This is a genomic window from Paenibacillus sp. 453mf (genome assembly GCF_900116105.1).
GTDB lineage: Bacteria > Bacillota > Bacilli > Paenibacillales > Paenibacillaceae > Paenibacillus > Paenibacillus provencensis.
Window position 1 is genome coordinate 2,656,535 of sequence record NZ_FPAC01000001.1, and the last position, 18,456, is coordinate 2,674,990.

Consider the following 18,456-nt stretch of genomic DNA (forward strand, 5'->3'; position numbering starts at 1 on the left):
TGAATGTCAACTATTTAACTTCCAAGTAACATAACGTTCTTAATGGGCAGGAACGCTATTCACTGAGACATTATCGTATTCATCATTGATATCTCCCACGATTTCTTCCAGTATGTCTTCCATCGTAACGAGCCCTGTAACTTGGCCGCTGGCATCTGTCACAACTGCAATATGAACACGATTCTGCTGCATTTTTGTAAGAACATCCTTAATTGGTGAGGTCTCCTTAAGACTTGGCATTGGATGAATAAAACCGCTCAGATCAAAATCTCTGCCTGCAGCAATGCTTGTCAGCATTTCCTTTGTATTAATAAAACCGAGATATTGCTCATTATTCCCTTTATTAATTACAGGGTAACGGGTGTACTCATACTGATGAATGACATCAAGTATGCTCTCCAGTGACATATCACTACTAAAGGTAGCTATTTTACCTTTCGGGATCATAATTTCCTTCAGTATGCGCTCATCAAAATCAAAAATATTTTTCAGATAATCAAGCTCTGTCTGGTTAATTTCTCCGCTCTCATAGCTGTTGTTTACGATTAGCCTCAGTTCTTCTTCTGAATACACGATATCATGACCTGCAGGCTTCACGCCAAAAATCTTTAGCAAGAGGCGAGCAGAATTGTTCAGCGCAGTAATAACAGGATACATAATCTTACCGAACCAATACAGCGGACTTGCCAGAAGCAAAGTCATTCTCTCTGAGAATTGAATGGCCAGTGTCTTGGGAGCAAGCTCACCGATGACAACGTGCAAGAAGGAAACAATCGACAAGGCAATGACATAGGACAATATCGTCGAGAGGGCTGCCGGCAGATTCCAGCTATCAAATACCGGATGAAGCATCTTCTCGACCGTTGGTTCACCCAACGCTCCCAGAACGAGCGCCGTAATCGTGATCCCTAACTGACACGCCGATAAATAATAATCCAGGTCATGGGCGACCTTTTTGGCCAGAACAGCCTTCTTGTTGCCTTCCGCAATCAATTGGTCGATTCGTGACATCCTTACCTTCAGAATCGCAAATTCAGCTCCGACGAAGAATGCCGTCAGTCCAATGAAAACAGCTATTAAAAACAAATTTAATGCAATTATTCCGTCCAATGATTTCCCTCTTTTAGAGGGATTCACCTCCAGAGTGATATAGTATTTTTTATTTTATGATCAAAAATAGAACTATTTAAAGTTGGATTTTACGAAGTACGACCTGCTTAATTTGGAAATTATCCATTTCCTTGACCTTCCATACCTGCTCATCTTGTTCTACGATATCGCCTTCTTCGAGGGATGCACCTCGTTTGGATTGCATCCAGCCGGCAATGGTATCTACCTCATCAGCCCCGTCAAAGATGAAGCCGAACTGCTTCTCCAGCTCATCCAGCAAGACACGTCCACTGATCAGGTACTCATTGTCTCCGAGCTGCTGAATATCAGCCTTTTCATCACTATCAAATTCATCGCGAATCTCGCCTACGATTTCCTCTAGAATATCCTCCATTGTAAGAATCCCGGAAGTACCGCCGTATTCATCAATAACGACTGCCATATGCACCCGTTGCTGCTGCATTTTGATCATCGCTTCCTGAATCGGTGTAATTTCTGAGACATAAGGTAGTTCACGAACAAATTCTTCAAGGCGATGCTCACGTCCGTCCACGATATGAGGGAGCATCTTCTTCACGTTAACCACACCGATAATTTTATCCTTATCTCCAGCTTCAACAACCGGATATCGCGAATAATTATACTCGTCAAAAATAGGAACAATATCCGCATAAACCATGTCGATATCAAGCGTTACAAGATCCACGCGCGGAACCATGATGTCTTTGGCGTCTCGTTCATCAAAGGAAAAAACATTCTCCATATAAGAAAGCTTCGTCTGATTGATCTCGCCGCCTTCGTAGCTTTGATTCATGATGATCTTGATCTCATCCTCGGAATACGCCTGTTCATGACCTGCAGGCTTAACCCCAAAAGCACGCAGCATAACACGGGAAGAACCGTTCAGCGCCCAAATGAATGGAGACATGATCTTACCGAACCAATGTAGGGGTGCTGCGAGCAGCAAAGTCATCTTTTCCGCGAATTGGATCGCCAATGTCTTAGGTGCCATTTCTCCTACAACAACATGCAGGAAGGTAACCAAGATAAATGCAATCGCATAAGAAGCCACAGATGAAACAGCCTCTGACAATTCAAAGTAGTTAAACACCGGGTATAGCAAGCTCTCAACTGCCGGCTTACCCAAGGCACCGAGACCAAGTGCAGTGACCGTAATACCCAGCTGACAGGCAGATAGATAGTAATCGAGGTCAGTCGCCACTTTTTTGGCAACCACCGCTTTCTTGTTCCCTTCGGCGATCAGCTGATCGATACGCGACATCCGAATCTTGACTACAGCAAATTCAGCAGCAACGAAAAACGCAGTAAGCGCAATTAATATGACAAGTAATATTAAATTGGTAATCGTGATAATGTCCAATAATTTCCCTCTTTAGAGGGATTCACCTCCAGGAATATTTACAGCATCTCTAATGAATACTGTATTTAAATTTAGAATCAAATTAAATATTCACTTAAAAACGTCGGCCGATGAGGGGCGGTGTTCATGAGAAGAACCCTGTTCATTTCATCTTGGCCAGCCCGCGTCCGCTTGAATATTTCCCCAGCAATTAATTCCGTCTGCGGTTCAAAATACAATAACGCCTTCCCAATGTGTCCACCTCCCTCCGTAATATTCCTGTAAGTATATCATGATTGATTGCTAACCATCCAGTTCTACGTTATGGTTGAAACGTTATAATTGCAGCCGATACCTTATTCTCTTATAAAAGAGAGCCTATTAAAGGTACTTGGTAAGAGTACAGCCTGTTAGTTTATATAAAACTCAATAACCACAATATATTGAAAAGTCTAAATAATATAAACCATATATAGCCCTTTTAAACAGTGTATTACGAAGGCTGGAACTAAATGCAGAGCCCCTTATTTGTAATGTACTTAATTGTCTTCTTCCCTGCTATGTGGAACGCTTACGCTTTACTTACAATATTGTAAGAGAGAAAAATGAAATAAAAAAACCTTTGCGTATTACGCAAAGGCTGTTCAGGAATGGGCCCTGAGGGACTCGAACCCCCGACCAATCGGTTATGAGCCGACCGCTCTAACCAACTGAGCTAAGGGCCCTGAATCAATATTCTATTACACATATAAGTACGCTGTATGTAACAATTGCGGGGGCAGGATTTGAACCTGCGACCTTCGGGTTATGAGCCCGACGAGCTACCGAGCTGCTCCACCCCGCGTCAGCAAAAACTTAAAACAGCGACATCTAATAATATACATGATGCGTAATAGAATTGTCAAGGCACTTTTTTGGGAGAGAAAAGAATGTTACTCATTACGGAATGAAACGGACGCCATACCGCCCCTTGCGAGATTTGTATACCTCCACCTGCTGCGGCTCATCATGTCCATAGATCCATCCGTCCTGCTCCATTCTTTTCGCGAAGCAGCCCGCCTGAAATTTGCTTCCATATAATCTTGAATAATATACCCATTTCACTCTTATTCATCTTCCTTTGACTCCATAATGGATGCTGTTTCCTTTCTAAGATTAGGATACCCAAAATGCACAAAAATAGCCGCAAGATGAAATTTAATCAAGCGGCTATTCTGATAATTTTATTTAATTTGCGCCTAATTTATCTTCGAAGCTCGCATTTGGATCTGTCTTCAGCTTCTGCAGCATTTCATTTCCATCCTGCTCCCAGGCTTCCAGTGCTTCCTTCGGTGTCTTCTTATTCTCTACGACTTCATTGAAATATTTCTGTCCCACGGAGTCCACCTGCCATAAATTCGGCATCTTCTGAAACAGTGTGTTCATATCTGTACTTGTCGGCGGTACTGGCTTTAATGTGTAAAAAGCAGCGATGTTATAGTCCAGTCCATCCTTAGGCTGGATATAACTCTTACGTGATACCATCTCATAGCTGCTTCTTGCCTTGACTTTGGCCCATTCTTCACCGTTCAGGAACTTGATGAATTCCCATGCATCCTCTGGATTTTGGGCGTTGCTATTAATGGCCATTAGGCTGCTTAAATATACATTCCCGCCAATACCCGGTTTTTCCTGATGCACAGGAGGAGTCACTACATCCCAATCGATCGGGTCAAACTGGTCATCCGTCTCTGCATATTTGTTGTCACTAATTAGCCTTGTGACATAACTGTAGTCCGAAACAACCATAGCGAGCTTTCCTTCCATAAACATATTGCCTTGAAAAGGATTAAATTCAGTTTGATCCGTCTGATATTCAAAAACCTCCTGACCAGGGACAATTTGGTCCCGAGCCAGAGTGGCCACGGTATCCCATACTCTCTCCCAAGAGTCATTGTTGACTGTCATGGTTTCGGCTTTGTCATCAAATGTACGCAGCTGCAATGGGGAAGCATACATTTGGACATTGTAGAAAGGATCTCCGGCATATTGACTGAAGGAGAAGCCATATACCCGATCCTCTCCTTCTCCACTCGTCGCTCGTCTTGCTTTATCAAATATATCTTCCCATGTCGCTCCATCAGTCGGTGGTTCTACACCTGCTTCTTGAAAGATCGCTTTGTTATAAAATAAAGCAGAGGATGAGAATGTTGGTGTCAGTGCGTACAGATTGTTGTCTCCCATATCCTTGATCCCGTCCAGCACGGTCGGCACAATATCTGTAGTATCAAACTCATCCTCGGCAATAAGCGGATCAAGCTGTGTCAGCATATTTTCCTGAATAAGCGACTTGAATAGTGAGGTATCTCCGACAATAACATCCACCGGATTCTCGCCTGTCATCAGCTTCTTGACTGCTTCCAAGGTATCTGGCTGCTCAGGCTGTTCATTCTTGGTATAGTCAAAATACTGATACTGATTCTGGTCGACTGCAGGTACGATTTCAATCGTAATATTGTCATTCAGTACCTCAAAAATATCTGTATACTGCTGTCTAAAATAGGTGTCATCGTTACTTCCATACACGGTACCGATTCGAAGCACTCTTTCCTCTTGATCATCAGATGGTTCGTTAGAAGTACATGCTGCAAGAAGTGGAGTCAGCAAAGTCATACATGTCAGCATCGCGATGACCCGTCGACTAAATACAGATTTCTTTATCATTCCCATTCTCCCTTTCTATGGTTACTTCGGCTGCGTAATGACAATTCGCTCACCATCAAACTCAAGAGTGGCCCGATTATCAATAGACAGCGCTTCTAGATACTCTCTCGGCACCTGAAGACGACCTGCTCTATCAATAATGACAAAAGCTTCATGCACCTCGCCCATTCCCGGAACAACCTCTGTGTCCAAATTTGCGTTGCGTTTAACAAATTCGGTGCTTGTAAGTCCGTCACGAATGGCAACTATTCGGTCCACCTTATTGGCTAGTGCCAGATCATGGGTGACGATGACAACGCTGACGGCCAGTTCTCGATTCAGCTTGCGAAAAATAGCCATGATCCGGTCGCTTGTCTCGCTGTCAACAGAACCTGTAGGTTCATCAGCAAGGAGTAGGCGCGGCCGATTGGCAAGAGATATCGCAATGGCAACCCGTTGCTGCTCTCCCCCAGATAATTGGTGAAGTCTGCTGTGCATTCGATGCTCAAGCCCTACCCATTCAAGCAGCTGTTTTGCATAGCTCCGATCATATTTCCCCCCAAGCATCATCGGTGTTTCAACATTTTCGAGAGCTGTCATATAGGGGAGCAAATTCCTGCCATTGTTCTGCCAGATAAAGCCGACGGTATGTCGCTTGTAATCCACAAGCTGCGCTTCCGTCATTTTGAGCAGATCCCAATCACCTACGACAGCAGTTCCAGCAGAAGGGCGATCCAGTCCCCCCAAGATGTTGAGCAGTGTTGATTTGCCACTACCGCTGTTGCCGATAATTGCCATCATCTCACCATCCTCAACAGTCAGGTTCAGACCTTGAAGAGCAACCACTTCAACCTCGCTGGTTTTATAAATCTTGACCAATCCTTCGCAGTGAATCATATCAGCGCTCCTCTCCCATCTTCACAGCCTGGTGTACTCTGAGTCTGCGAATTTGCCATAACAGCATCACTGCTCCAATGAAGAGCATCACTCCGGTTACGATGTACAGCTGATAGGTATCACTGGCTTCGAACACGATCCGAAACGGAGGGACCTGAGTCTCTACATTATCGGTCGTTTGCAGGAATGGAAGAAACAATCTGCTTGCCAGCTGACCTATACCGATCCCTAATGCAATGGATAATCCTGCCGTAAATACCTGTTCAAGCAGCAGCATTCCGCTGAGCTGACCTCTGGATAGTCCCATGGCCCTCAGCACACCAAACTGAACCACCCGGCCAGACAGGTTAAAGAACCAATACAGTACATAACCAATTAACGAAATAATAATAGAAACAAGAAATCCAAGGCTTAATATTCCAAAAACTCCGCCTCTCGAAGGATGCTTGCTCTCTGCCACGAGCTCGGTGCGGACATCCTTTACTGAGGACAATTCGATCCCTGCATCGGCTAATTCAGTCATTAACGGAGCAACTAGAGCATCCGGCTCCATCTTGAGCCACACCTCGTATGGAATCATCGGCACCTGGTCGTAGATATAATCCAGATTTGTAATAAAAAACGGGGTCTGATCCGGGTATTGTGCCGGCCAGTAGGGCAGAACACCAAATACCACAAATTCAATCATCTGCTCCTGCAGAGCAATGGATATGATATCTCCACTTTCCAGCTGGTATTTCTCTGCAAGATTGGAAGGGATAATGACGGCCCCTTCATAATGACCAAGCAGATCAAGATAACGATGAGGATGAGCTGGAAACAGATCATTACGGAACCAGGCCACCTCGGCAAAATCTACATTATCGATACCTACAATCATTCCCTGACCTGCTGATTTACCCGATACAATGACATTGCCTTTGGTTTGGAGGACTCTGGCAGCATGCTCCACGCCAGGCAGCTGCCTGAATACTTCAAACGGCGGCTCAGAGTAGATCATTCTTCCGGGCGCAGCGCCTCCACCCATGCCCGGATTCCCTCCACCACCGGGATTGCCCCCGCCTCCTGGACTTCCTCCGGAATTGCCGCCTGTATTAACTCCATTGTTATTTCCTCCGACACCAGGGCTGCCTCCAGGCTCGTTCGGATTGCCTCCTCCTCCTGAATTCCCTCCATTTACTGGAGTCAATTCAGGAGAACCTTCCCATACGGTCTGCATAACGACATCCGTACCATATTCATACAACGTACGTTCTGTTGAATTCAGATCAATGGTTCTTGCAGCCGATGCATTGTAAACGCCAAGTCCCAGAGTCAAAACAAGCAGGATCATAAGCGGGTAATAAGAAGATGAGGACCGAGAGAGCTGAGTCAGCGTCAGATAGAGCGGAACCGGAAAAATTTTGCGGCCGATCCACTGGATCAGTTTTAGAATCAACGGAAATAACCGGAGAAAGAACAGACCTAATGCAAATATCGCGATTGCGGGTACAAAAAATAAAAAAGGCTGCACCTGCAATTGGTCGGTTGTCATTCCCGTTTGAAAGGTAAGCATTTGGCGTTCATAGAACAAATAGTAGCCATATCCTGAAATGCCAAGCAGTAAAATATCGAGATACCATCGCTGCCATATCGGCTTGCGATCACTTCTCGCCTGCCGGCGCTTGGCATCCACAATCGTCGATCTGGCATAATTAATTGCCGGGATAACCGAAGCGATCATGGAGGCAATTACCGCAACCAGCCCCAGCCACAGGGCATCCTGCGTCACCCCTACAGGTATGGCTTTTCGATCGACGAACTCCAGAAATCCACTGGCAGATCCTATGCTCTTCGCCATGAACCAACCGAGAAATGGACCTGCCATCATAGCCAACGTGCCAAGAATCAGACCTTCCAGCAAGTACAATAGAATAATCTGTCTGGCAGAGGCTCCCCGGCTTCGAAGAACAGCAATATCACTTTCCTGCTTCTGAAGCGATTGTCTGGCGTTCATAACGATAAAATAGAAGACCATTGCAATCATCGGAACCGCAAGCGTAAACAGCATAGTCTGCAGCTGCAGGCTCTGGGCTCTAAAGTTAGCAAGCAAATCACCGAAGGAAATATCGACTTTGGTATCCTTCAATCGTTGATACAGCTCAATATCCAATCGTTCGAGCGTTCTCCCTAGACCTGGCAGCTGGCTCGTTTGAATCTCACTCAGATCAAAGGCGTAATACCATCTGGAGGTCTGAAGCGGAACTCCTTTTTCACTCAGCAAATAAGCGCTCATTACTTCTGGATCGATGTACAGTCCATTCATCATTCCTTCAAATCCTTGAAACCAATAAGGGGCGGTCAGATCATCCGGAGTAAAGACAGCTGTAATCTTGACCCTCAGCGTCAAATCCAGTCCACTGTATACGGGATATTCCAGTATGTCACCGACATGCAGATCATTTCGATACATTCCTTCTTCAAGCATCGCTGCCTCAATCACGTTATCCCGCACCTGATTCCCTGGCATGACACCTTGAGTCACTGTTACATGATCTGTCAAATCGGTCATTGAGCTAACGGTCATCGTCCTGATTCTGCTGGCATCGACTTTCGTAGGGTCTTCAGGACTCACTTCCGTGCTGCGAATCGTGCGGACATTAAGATAAGTACTGTGATCAAATCCGATACTGCTCGAAACGTCTTCCCTGATATATCGATCAACTTCGTTCAGCGAGACAAGGTCTGTCTTCGTCCCTCCTGCCGCCTGATAGCTCATGAGCAGAGAACCTGCAGGCATACCACTGCTCTCTTCCTCCAAAGACTGAGCGACGACACGCTTCAACGCTCCATCTGCATACATGGGAATGCTGACGGTGAAACCTACAGCCACAATAAGACCTAGTAAGGTACTTAGCGTAAGCCATCTTGTGTTCCATATTTTTCGAAACAAGAGGCGCAACAAGGGCATTCCTTTCATTACCTTCCGACCACCTTCTGTCCGGGTGTCAGACCTTTGAGGATTTCAACATCCGTAGATGTCTGCTGACCTACCTCAACGTCAACCTCCCTCTTGCTACCATCCGCCTCTACAACTTGTACATAAGTTCTTGATCCGATAGATCGAAGTGTGGAGATCGGTATTAAGACGGCATTCTCCTTGCGCTGTGTTACAATCGATACGGTAAGGGGTGTACCGCGATTTAACCCTTCAGGCCAATCATCCAGCTCAACAATGACAAATTGGTCGAGTGATTCCTGAGCAGGAGGCGTGCCTGTTCCTCCTTCTCCTCCGGAACCCGTGTCTTCTGCCATTTCCACAGGCATGACCTGAATGGTACCGGTATGCGTTCCAGCCGCGTTGATATCCACATCTGCCTTCATTCCTTGTGCAATCACTTCCAGATCCTTCTTGGCAAAAGTAGCGGCGACAACCAGATTGGATGTGTCTGCAATGGTTGCAATCGGATCGTACGCCTTCACAGCAGCTCCTTTTTCCACCTGAACACTTAGCACGGTGCCCGCGAAAGGAGCTGACAGCGTAGATTTGCCTACCTGCTCCTCAAGATCCGCCAGTTCTTGTCTTTGCTCTTCAAACGTGATTACAGCCTCTTCATATTCAACAGGGTCCATCTCGTCTTTTTTGCGAAGTGTTTCCTTCATCTGAACTTCCGCTTTACGAATCTGCAGCTTCTTCTGGCGAATCTGCTTCTCCAGCTCCTCAACATCCAGCACAGCAATTTGCTGTCCGGCCTTCACCTTGTCTCCCGGTTTGACGTACAGCTCCTTGACATGCATGCCATCCAGTGTAAAATAAACCTTCTCCTCTCTCTGACTCATCAGCTTGCCGGAACCCGAAACCTTGGTTTCGATCGTTTCTGTACGAACCTCATATTCCGGCTTCTTGGATATGGTCGGCGGTGTAATCGGAGGCAAGACCTCCTCTTCCGGTTCTGCTGGCAGCAAGGAACAGCCGCTGAGAATAAGACCTGCCGCACCTATTAGTGCAATGGCTCGAAGACGTCTCTTCCAGCTGGCATAGGATTCGTTATGTAATGAATTTACCGTCCACCATCTCATGAACATGGTCTGCAACCTCCAAAATCGTAGGATCATGTGTCGTCATGCAGATCGTCACTTGCTCTGTTGCAATCATATTTCGAAAAACCGCCATCACTTGTGCTCCCATCTTGGAATCAAGCTCTGCCGTTGGTTCATCAGCGAGCAGAAGCTTCGGACGATGAGCTATGGCCTTGGCTATTGCGACTCTCTGCTGCTCTCCACCCGACAGCTCAAAAGGTCTGTGCTTCGCCCGCTTGCTGAGGCCCACCATATCAAGGCAATATGCCACCCTCTCCTTCCATTCACTCTTTGGAACATTCGCCATCCGCAGGGATAGCTCTACATTCTCCCATGCAGACAGCAAGGGCATCAGAGCATATGCTTGAAAAATAAATCCAATATCCTGCCTTCTAAGCTTTGTCCGACTTCCATCTCCTGTATCGTGCAGAGGCCTGCCATCAAAATAAATCTCACCGCTAGTCGGCTGATCGAGACCTCCCAGCATATTTAGCAAGGTTGTCTTCCCCGAACCTGACCTCCCTCTTAGCATAACAAGCTGCTCAGCATTGACCTGCAGATCAATCCCTTTTAGGACATGGATCGCCTTGCCTCCCGTCTCAAAACTGCGATGAACATTACACACCTTAAGAATGGGTTCGCTAGAGTCCGGTCGGGATGGATCCGAATCCGGGCTGCCTATAGCCTCGTTCTCCTGTTCTATGCTGATCATCTCAAGAGCAGGCTCTCTCTCTGGCAGTACATCATCCTTCTCCTGCACAAATATAGAAGAACTCTTATGCTCATCCTGCTCTTTTCTGCTGCGAAATGGTATTCTTATAACAACTCGCCCCCAAACATTACAAGGAAATAACTAGAATATAATTACAAATATTTCTACCTGCATTATAAACGACATAAAACAGAAATAAGTTACAACCTTTTAAAGATAATTTTGATTTGTTCTCATAGAGCTGCCAGATGATGAATTAAACTTAAGAACATAACAAAAAACGGCCCTCAGCAGGGCCGCCTGTCTATAGAGACTTTTTATATTACACTCCAAATGAACTCGGATCTTCACGCCAGGAGCGAAGCAATTCCAGATCAGCCTCGGCAATTGCTCCTTCACGCAGAGCAACCTCAGTCAGCGCTGTATAATTGGACAAGCTTTGCAGTGGAATTCCCGCTTCTTCAAAGGCCTGAGCTGCACGATCTAGCTGATAGCTGAAGATCGCAAGCACGGCAAGCGCCTCTGCTCCAGCTTCTTGTACCGCCTTCGCGGCTTTTAACGAGCTTCCTCCCGTGGAGATTAAATCTTCAATGACGATTACCTTTTGACCTTCTTTAACGAGACCCTCAATCAGATTCTCTTTCCCGTGCCCTTTGGCCTTGTCCCGAATGTAAATCATCGGGAGACCCAGCTTCTGTGCAACGAATGCGGCATGCGGAATGCCTGCTGTTGCTGTTCCAGCGATCACTTCTGTATCTGGATACTGCTCGCGGATAACAGCTGCAAAAGATTCGGCAATCAGATCACGAATTTCGGGATACGACATCGTGAGTCGATTGTCACAATAGATCGGAGATTTAATGCCGGAGGTCCAGGTAAAGGGCTGATTCGGGCGCAGTGCCACTGCCTTAATTTGTAACAGTTTGGATGCCAGCTGTTCAGGAATTTTCGTTAATGTTGTCATTGATTCATCATCTCCTCAATAATTTGCTCTGCTGCCGCTCTCGGGTTCTCACTGGCTGTTATAGGCCTGCCTACAACGATATAGCTGCTTCCCCCTGAGATTGCTTGTCCGGGCGTAAGTATTCTGGACTGGTCGCCTACTGCGCTTCCCGCAGGGCGAATCCCGGGTGTAACCGTATAAAAATCATGACCGCATGCTTCTCTAATTGCGGTTACCTCCAGCGGTGAAGCAACCACTCCGTGAAGTCCCGCTTCCTTCGCGAGTGAAGCATAACGTACAACAACCGCTTCTACATCGCCTGGAATGCCAATTTCATTGTTCATCGTGGCTTGATTGGTACTTGTCAGCTGTGTCACTGCGATAATCGTTGGAACCGTAAATCCTTCCTCTTCCGCTGCCTGTTTGGCTCCTGCGAGTGCAGAGGACATCATCTCCTTGCCCCCAGCTGCGTGAACGTTGAACATATCGACACCCAGCCGGGTTACGCTATGTGATCCACCCTTCACCGTATTCGGAATATCATGCATTTTTACATCCAGAAATACTGAGTATCCTTTCTCCTTAAGCTCTTTCACAAAGGACGGCCCTGCCGTATAAAACAGCTGCATTCCGACTTTCATGTAACAAGGTATTCCCTCAAGACGGTCTATCAGCTGTCTGGCACTGTCTGCATCGGGATAGTCCAAGGCTACCATCAGGCGCCCGGCCATCTCTTTATATTCAGAAGTCAATTGCATTTTCCATTCTCCCCCATTCCATTTCTTTTGTTCGTTATAAAGGACATCGGATAAAGCCCTTTGATTCCGAGCTTTATCGATGTCCTTCAAGATATTGTTTATGAGGATCAGCGGCTGAACGTTGGCATGGATTCTGAGGAGAAATTAATCGTCTCCAGCATTTGCAGAAGCGCGCGTACCGTATCCAGAGAAGTCATACATACAACCCCGTTCTCTACTGCTTCACGGCGGATACGGAATCCGTCACGCTGCGGTGTTTTACCTTTTGTCAGCGTATTAAATACGAAGTTGGCTTCACCTGTACGAATCATATCCAGAATGTTTGGCGTACCTTCGCTGAGCTTGTTGACCGTTTGGACCGGAATTCCCGCCTTAGCCAGTGCTTCGGCGGTACCGCCTGTTGCAATGATTTTGTAGCCCAGCTTGTAGAAGCCGCCGAGCAGGGATACAGCCTCGTCTTTGTCTTTATCAGCAACAGTTGCGATGATGGCACCGGAAGAAGGAATCTTCATGCCCGCTCCGATCAGTCCTTTATACAAAGCCTTAGCGTAGAGCACATCACGGCCCATAACTTCGCCCGTGGATTTCATTTCAGGTCCCAGAGTGGGTTCTACACGGCGCAGCTTCGCAAAGGAGAAGACCGGTACTTTAACCGATACATGATCGCTCTCCGGCCATAGGCCATCCACATACCCTTGATCAGCAAGCTTGTTGCCAAGAATCGCCTGGGTAGCCAGATTCGCCATTGGAATACCGGTTACTTTGCTTAGGAATGGAACTGTTCTTGAAGATCTAGGGTTAACCTCGATGACATACACATCATCTTGATAAATAACGAACTGAATGTTAACGAGCCCGATCGTTTTGAGTTCCTTCGAAATTTTGATGGTGATATCTACAATTTTTTCTTTCAAATGTGCTTCCAGGTGCTGTGGAGGATATACCGCAATCGAGTCACCGGAGTGAACCCCTGCACGTTCCACATGCTCCATAATTCCCGGGATCAGGACAGTCTCACCATCACAGATTGCATCGACTTCTACCTCTTTACCCAGCATATAGCGGTCAATCAGAACCGGATGCTCAGGATTAATCTTGACAGCCTGCTCCATATAGCTGAGCAGCTCGCTGTCGGAGTAGACGATCTCCATCGCACGTCCGCCAAGTACGTAGGAAGGACGTACCAGGACCGGATAGCCAAGACCATGCGCTGTTCCAACAGCCTCATCCACTGAAGTAACCGTGCTGCCTTGCGGCTGTGCAATTGACAAGCGGGATAGCAGTGCCTCGAACTTCTTGCGGTCTTCGGCTTCGTCAATGCTTGCCAAGTCCGTACCAAGAATCTTCACTCCTGCTGCCGCAAGCGGCGCAGCCAGATTAATCGCCGTTTGTCCGCCGAACTGTACGATGACGCCAATCGGATTCTCCTGCTCTATGACGTTCATTACATCCTCGAAGAACAAGGGCTCAAAGTAGAGTCGGTCAGACGTATTGAAATCCGTGGATACTGTTTCAGGGTTGTTATTGATAATAACCGCTTCGTATCCCGCTTTTTGAATCGCCCATACGGCGTGAACTGTTGAGTAGTCAAATTCGATGCCTTGGCCGATTCGGATTGGACCCGAACCCAGTACGACGATCTTCTCCTTGTCGGAAGGCAGAACCTCATTCTCCGTTTCATAGCTGGAGTAGTAATAAGGTGTTGTTGCTTCGAACTCCGCTGCGCAGGTATCTACCATTTTGTATACTGGACGTAAATTTTGCGCTTCACGCATTTCACGGACTTCGCTTTCCTTCGTATGCGCAGTTCCTGGTTGACTCTCAGCACGCAGCTCGGCAATGGCGCGGTCTGTAAAGCCCATACGTTTTGCTTGATACAATGTTTCCCCAGTCAGTTCACTCTCCGACCGGATTTGGTCTTCGAATTTGACGATTGCTTCAATCTTATCAAGGAACCACCAGTCGATCTTCGTAATATCCTGAATCTCTTGGAGCGTGTAGCCGCGACGGAACGCTTCAGCTACTAAGAACATACGCTCATCATCCGGCTTAGCAAGGCGGGTTCTAAGTACCTCATCTTCCAGTGTTGCCGCTTCTTTCAGATAGATGCGGTGTACACCAATCTCGAGAGAACGGACTGCCTTATGAATGGACTCTTCAAAAGTACGTCCAATCGCCATAACCTCGCCGGTTGCTTTCATCTGAGTACCCAGCTTGCGGTTGGCGGATGTAAATTTATCGAATGGCCAGCGCGGGATTTTGCTTACGATATAATCCAGTGTTGGCTCAAAGAATGCATAGGTTTGACCTGTTACCGGGTTGATGATCTCATCAAGTGTGTAGCCGAGTGCAATTTTGGCTGCCATCTTGGCAATCGGGTATCCCGTTGCTTTGGAAGCCAGAGCAGAAGAGCGGCTAACGCGCGGGTTAACTTCAATAACGTAGTACTGGAAGCTTTGCGGGTCCAGTGCAAATTGTACGTTACACCCACCCTCAATGTTCAAGGCGCGGATAATTTTTAGTGATGCCGAGCGAAGCATTTGATATTCGCGGTCAGACAACGTTTGACTTGGGGCAACAACGATACTGTCGCCTGTATGCACGCCTACTGGGTCAAAATTCTCCATGTTGCAGACAACGATACAGTTATCGTTAGCATCCCGCATCACTTCATATTCGACTTCCTTCATTCCGGCGATACTCTTCTCAACGAGACATTGTGTAATTGGGCTGTAACGAAGACCCGAAGCTACGGTCTCAAGAAGCTCTTCTTCATCTGCACAGATACCGCCTCCAGTTCCACCGAGCGTATAAGCAGGACGAACAATGATTGGGTATCCAATCTCATTAGCGAAGCTTACTGCTTCTCCCACTGTTGTTACAATCGTGCTTTCTGGTACTGGCTGCTCCAGCTCACGCATCAACTCACGGAACAGATCACGATCTTCTGCTTTTTCAATGGAAGTCAGCTGAGTTCCGAGCAGTTTGACATTTTCACTTTCTAGTACGCCGGCACGAGCCAGCTCAACCGCCATGTTAAGACCGGTTTGGCCGCCAAGCGTCGGAAGCAGTCCGTCCGGACGCTCCTGACGAATGATTTGAGTTACAAAGTCGAGTGTGATCGGCTCGATATATACTTTGTCCGCCATATTCGTATCCGTCATGATTGTAGCTGGGTTGCTGTTGATAAGAACAACTTCCACGCCTTCTTCTTTGAGCGCTTGGCACGCTTGGGTTCCAGCATAGTCAAACTCAGCTGCCTGACCGATGACGATCGGACCGGACCCGATGACAAGAATTTTCTTGAGGTCGTTATTAATAGGCATGTTAGCGTGCTCCTTTCCCTGCTGCGGCAAGAACGGCTTGGCGCGGCTTCTGCGGGTTGTTTTGTTTATGTTCGCGGATCATGTCAAGGAAGCGGTCGAATAGATAGGAATTATCCTGTGGACCTGGTGCCGCTTCCGGATGATATTGTACTGAGAAGGCAGGGTATTTGGTATGCTTCAGCCCTTCAATCGTTTTGTCATTGTTGTTGATATGTGTAATTTCCAAATCTGTTCCCTTAATGGAATCTTCGTTAACCGTATAACCATGGTTCTGGGAAGTAATATAGCAACGTCCTGTTTCAAGCTCCTTCACCGGATGGTTGCCACCGCGGTGTCCGAATTTCAGTTTTTCTGTATTTGCGCCTGCTGCCAGAGCAAACAGCTGATGTCCCAGGCAGATCCCGAAGATCGGATATTCACCCAGAAGCTCAGATACCATCTCGACTGCATGAGGCACATCTTTTGGATCCCCAGGGCCGTTGGAGAGCTGAATTCCGTCCGGATTCAATCTGCGAATCTCATCGGCTGTAGTGTCATGAGGAACGACCACAATATCACAGCCGCGCTTGTTCAGTTCACGCAAAATCCCTGTTTTTGCGCCGTAGTCAACAAGTACGATTTTTTCGCCGATGCCAGGGCTGTTATACACATGCTTAGTTGATGTCAGAGGCACCTGGTTGCGAAGCTCATCAATCGTTATGTCACTCATCATTTCGAGAAGCTCTTCAACCGGCTTGGAGCCAGTTGTCAGAATCCCCTTCATGGTTCCTTGGTGACGAATGCGGCGTGTCAGCATCCGTGTGTCGATATCGCTGATTCCGATAATTCCGTGTTCTTTAAGCAGCATGTCGATGCTGTATTCTGCGCGCCAGTTGCTTGGCACGGGTTCGTAACGGCGGGTTACAAACCCATGCACATAAGGACGAATGGATTCAAAGTCATCCCGGGTAATTCCGTAGTTTCCGATCAGCGGGTAAGTCATTGTTACAATTTGTCCGCAGTAAGAAGGATCAGAGAGCACCTCTTGGTAGCCCGTAATTCCTGTATTAAAAACGACCTCGCCTGTTTGCTCACCTTCAGCTCCGAATGCTCTGCCTGTGAACAATGTGCCGTCTTCTAGTAATAATCTTGCCTGTGCCTGCATCCAACTCACTCCTTCGTTGTATCTCTTTCATATTTAAAATGTGCTTGTATAATGAATTGATATTATAAAAGTGCGTTAACCATATTGATTATGCTTGATTAGCTTAATGTTGGATCGGAATATACCTTCTTGCCGTCTACAAAAGTCATAACCGGCCAGCCTTTCAGTTCCCAGCCTGTGAATGGAGTATTGCGTCCTTTGGTCGCAAAAACGTCCGGATCCACAGCGCGAAGTCCTTCGAGATCAATGATTGTGACATCCGCAATGGCATCCTTCTCAAGGCGGCCAGTATCCAGTCTGAATACTCGGGCAGGCTCAGCTGTCATTTTGTCGACGAGAAACTTAAGCGTCCATTTGCCCGTTTCCACAAATTTGGTGTAGAGCAACGGGAAGGCTGTCTCAAATCCGACGATTCCGAACGGTGCGAGCTCCATCCCTTTGGCTTTCTCTTCCTCGCTATGCGGCGCATGGTCTGTAACGATCATATCGAGTGTTCCGTCCTCAAGCCCCTTGATGCAGGCTTCAACATCACGGCGGGATCGAAGCGGAGGATTCATTTTCCAATTCGCATCCAGACCCGGGATGTCTTCATCTGCCAGTATCAGATGGTGCGGGCACACCTCAGCGGTTACTTTTATTCCGATCTCTTTGGCCTGACGAATCAGTCTTACCGATTGCTCTGTACTTACGTGGCAGACATGGTAGTGAACGCCTGTTGCTTCAGCGAGCAGAATGTCGCGTCCTACATGAATGGCCTCAGACTCGTTTGGAATTCCTTTGAGTCCATGCTTTCTTGCAAACTCTCCTTCAGCTACACATGCACCTTCTACCAGTGAATTGTCCTCACAATGTGCTATCACCGGCATATCCAGCGAAGCTGCCAAGGCCATCGCATCCTTCATCATTTGCGCGCTTTGCACACCAACGCCGTCGTCTGTAAAACCGATCGCCCCTGCTGATTTAAGTGCTTCAAAGTCGGTCAGCTCACGGCCCAGCTCATTGATCGTAATGGCTGCATAGGGCAGCACTTTTGCCAGATTCGCTTCCTGTGCTTTTTCCAGCACCAGCTGCACCGTTTCCGGGTCATCCGTTACCGGTCTTGTATTCGGCATGCAGGCGATGGTTGTAAATCCACCTTTTACAGCAGAACGGCTGCCGGTCTCGATCGTCTCTTTATGCTCAAAACCCGGCTCTCTAAGGTGTACATGCATGTCAATCAGGCCTGGTATAACCAGCTTGCCTTCAGCGTCAATCACTTCAACATCTGTATTTTCCGAAGCAAACACGCCCGCGTTCTCATCCATAATGTCGAAAATTTTGCCATCCGCTATCATGATGCTTTTCTGTCCAAGTTCCCCTTCTTGATTCAGCACACTTGCATTCTTTATAAAATAGGCTTTCATTTATATCCTCCGCTCCGGTCTGTTTGTACCTGTTTAATGTTCAAAGCTTGAAATTTTGTCTG

13 protein-coding genes and 2 tRNA genes are annotated in these 18,456 nt (G+C 47.1%); all 15 read right to left on the minus strand.

Going from position 1 to position 18,456, the window contains the following annotated elements:
- Positions 1-39: 39 nt before the first annotated feature.
- The 15 genes from BM415_RS12625 to BM415_RS12690 all read right to left on the minus strand — a co-directional run bounded on the left by BM415_RS12625 (position 40) and on the right by BM415_RS12690 (position 18,394).
- Positions 40-1,110 carry a hemolysin family protein gene (locus tag BM415_RS12625; RefSeq protein WP_091158480.1) on the minus strand — a complete coding sequence of 357 codons (1,071 nt, stop codon included), beginning with the start codon at positions 1,108-1,110 and terminating at the stop codon, positions 40-42.
- A gap of 76 nt (positions 1,111-1,186) precedes the next feature.
- Positions 1,187-2,491, minus strand: a complete 1,305-nt coding sequence (locus BM415_RS12630; protein ID WP_091158482.1) for a hemolysin family protein — start codon at positions 2,489-2,491, stop codon at positions 1,187-1,189.
- Positions 2,492-3,121: 630 nt separating this feature from the next.
- A tRNA-Ile gene (locus BM415_RS12635) sits at positions 3,122-3,195 on the minus strand.
- A 45-nt stretch (positions 3,196-3,240) separates the two neighbouring features.
- A tRNA-Met gene (locus BM415_RS12640) sits at positions 3,241-3,314 on the minus strand.
- Positions 3,315-3,409: 95 nt separating this feature from the next.
- Entirely contained in the window at positions 3,410-3,574 is a 165-nt protein-coding gene (locus tag BM415_RS25095; protein WP_170862441.1) for a hypothetical protein, read from the minus strand.
- A 123-nt stretch (positions 3,575-3,697) separates the two neighbouring features.
- Entirely contained in the window at positions 3,698-5,173 is a 1,476-nt protein-coding gene (locus BM415_RS12645; RefSeq protein ID WP_348272314.1) for an ABC transporter substrate-binding protein, read from the minus strand.
- A 21-nt stretch (positions 5,174-5,194) separates the two neighbouring features.
- A complete protein-coding gene (locus BM415_RS12650) occupies positions 5,195-6,049 on the minus strand; it encodes an ABC transporter ATP-binding protein (RefSeq protein ID WP_091158486.1) in 855 nt (284 codons plus the stop codon).
- 1 nt (position 6,050) lies between these two features.
- On the minus strand, positions 6,051-9,008 hold the full coding sequence (locus BM415_RS12655; RefSeq protein WP_091158488.1) for an ABC transporter permease: 2,958 nt from the start codon (positions 9,006-9,008) through the stop codon (positions 6,051-6,053).
- Complete coding sequence (locus tag BM415_RS12660; RefSeq protein ID WP_091158490.1) at positions 9,008-10,114, minus strand: efflux RND transporter periplasmic adaptor subunit; 1,107 nt, start codon at positions 10,112-10,114, stop codon at positions 9,008-9,010. The genes BM415_RS12655 and BM415_RS12660 overlap by 1 nt, the downstream gene beginning before the upstream one ends.
- The gene (locus BM415_RS12665; protein WP_091159234.1) at positions 10,077-10,820 is read right to left on the minus strand and encodes an ABC transporter ATP-binding protein; all 744 of its coding nucleotides are present in this window, start codon (positions 10,818-10,820) and stop codon (positions 10,077-10,079) included. The genes BM415_RS12660 and BM415_RS12665 overlap by 38 nt, the downstream gene beginning before the upstream one ends.
- A gap of 322 nt (positions 10,821-11,142) precedes the next feature.
- Positions 11,143-11,784 (minus strand): orotate phosphoribosyltransferase, encoded by a 642-nt coding sequence (pyrE, locus tag BM415_RS12670; RefSeq protein WP_091158492.1) that lies wholly within the window; start codon positions 11,782-11,784, stop codon positions 11,143-11,145.
- Entirely contained in the window at positions 11,781-12,515 is a 735-nt protein-coding gene (gene pyrF / locus BM415_RS12675; RefSeq protein ID WP_091159236.1) for an orotidine-5'-phosphate decarboxylase, read from the minus strand. Before pyrF ends, pyrE begins: the two co-directional genes overlap by 4 nt.
- A 113-nt stretch (positions 12,516-12,628) precedes the next feature.
- A complete protein-coding gene (carB, locus tag BM415_RS12680) occupies positions 12,629-15,847 on the minus strand; it encodes a carbamoyl-phosphate synthase large subunit (protein ID WP_091158494.1) in 3,219 nt (1,072 codons plus the stop codon).
- A gap of 1 nt (position 15,848) precedes the next feature.
- Positions 15,849-16,991 carry a glutamine-hydrolyzing carbamoyl-phosphate synthase small subunit gene (carA, locus tag BM415_RS12685; RefSeq protein WP_091158496.1) on the minus strand — a complete coding sequence of 381 codons (1,143 nt, stop codon included), beginning with the start codon at positions 16,989-16,991 and terminating at the stop codon, positions 15,849-15,851.
- Positions 16,992-17,089: 98 nt separating this feature from the next.
- Positions 17,090-18,394, minus strand: coding sequence for a dihydroorotase (locus BM415_RS12690; protein WP_091158497.1), 1,305 nt, complete (start codon positions 18,392-18,394; stop codon positions 17,090-17,092).
- Positions 18,395-18,456: the final 62 nt, after the last annotated feature.

Coding starts and splice junctions, on each gene's coding strand:
- carA (WP_091158496.1), bottom strand. CDS start 16,991: ATGCAGGCACAGGCAAGATTATTACTAGAAGACGGCACATTGTTCACA.
- carB (WP_091158494.1), bottom strand. CDS start 15,847: ATGCCTATTAATAACGACCTCAAGAAAATTCTTGTCATCGGGTCCGGT.
- BM415_RS12690 (WP_091158497.1), bottom strand. CDS start 18,394: ATGAAAGCCTATTTTATAAAGAATGCAAGTGTGCTGAATCAAGAAGGG.
- BM415_RS12645 (WP_348272314.1), bottom strand. CDS start 5,173: ATGATAAAGAAATCTGTATTTAGTCGACGGGTCATCGCGATGCTGACA.
- pyrE (WP_091158492.1), bottom strand. CDS start 11,784: ATGACAACATTAACGAAAATTCCTGAACAGCTGGCATCCAAACTGTTA.
- BM415_RS12665 (WP_091159234.1), bottom strand. CDS start 10,820: ATGATCAGCATAGAACAGGAGAACGAGGCTATAGGCAGCCCGGATTCG.
- BM415_RS12655 (WP_091158488.1), bottom strand. CDS start 9,008: ATGAAAGGAATGCCCTTGTTGCGCCTCTTGTTTCGAAAAATATGGAAC.
- BM415_RS12660 (WP_091158490.1), bottom strand. CDS start 10,114: ATGTTCATGAGATGGTGGACGGTAAATTCATTACATAACGAATCCTAT.
- BM415_RS12650 (WP_091158486.1), bottom strand. CDS start 6,049: ATGATTCACTGCGAAGGATTGGTCAAGATTTATAAAACCAGCGAGGTT.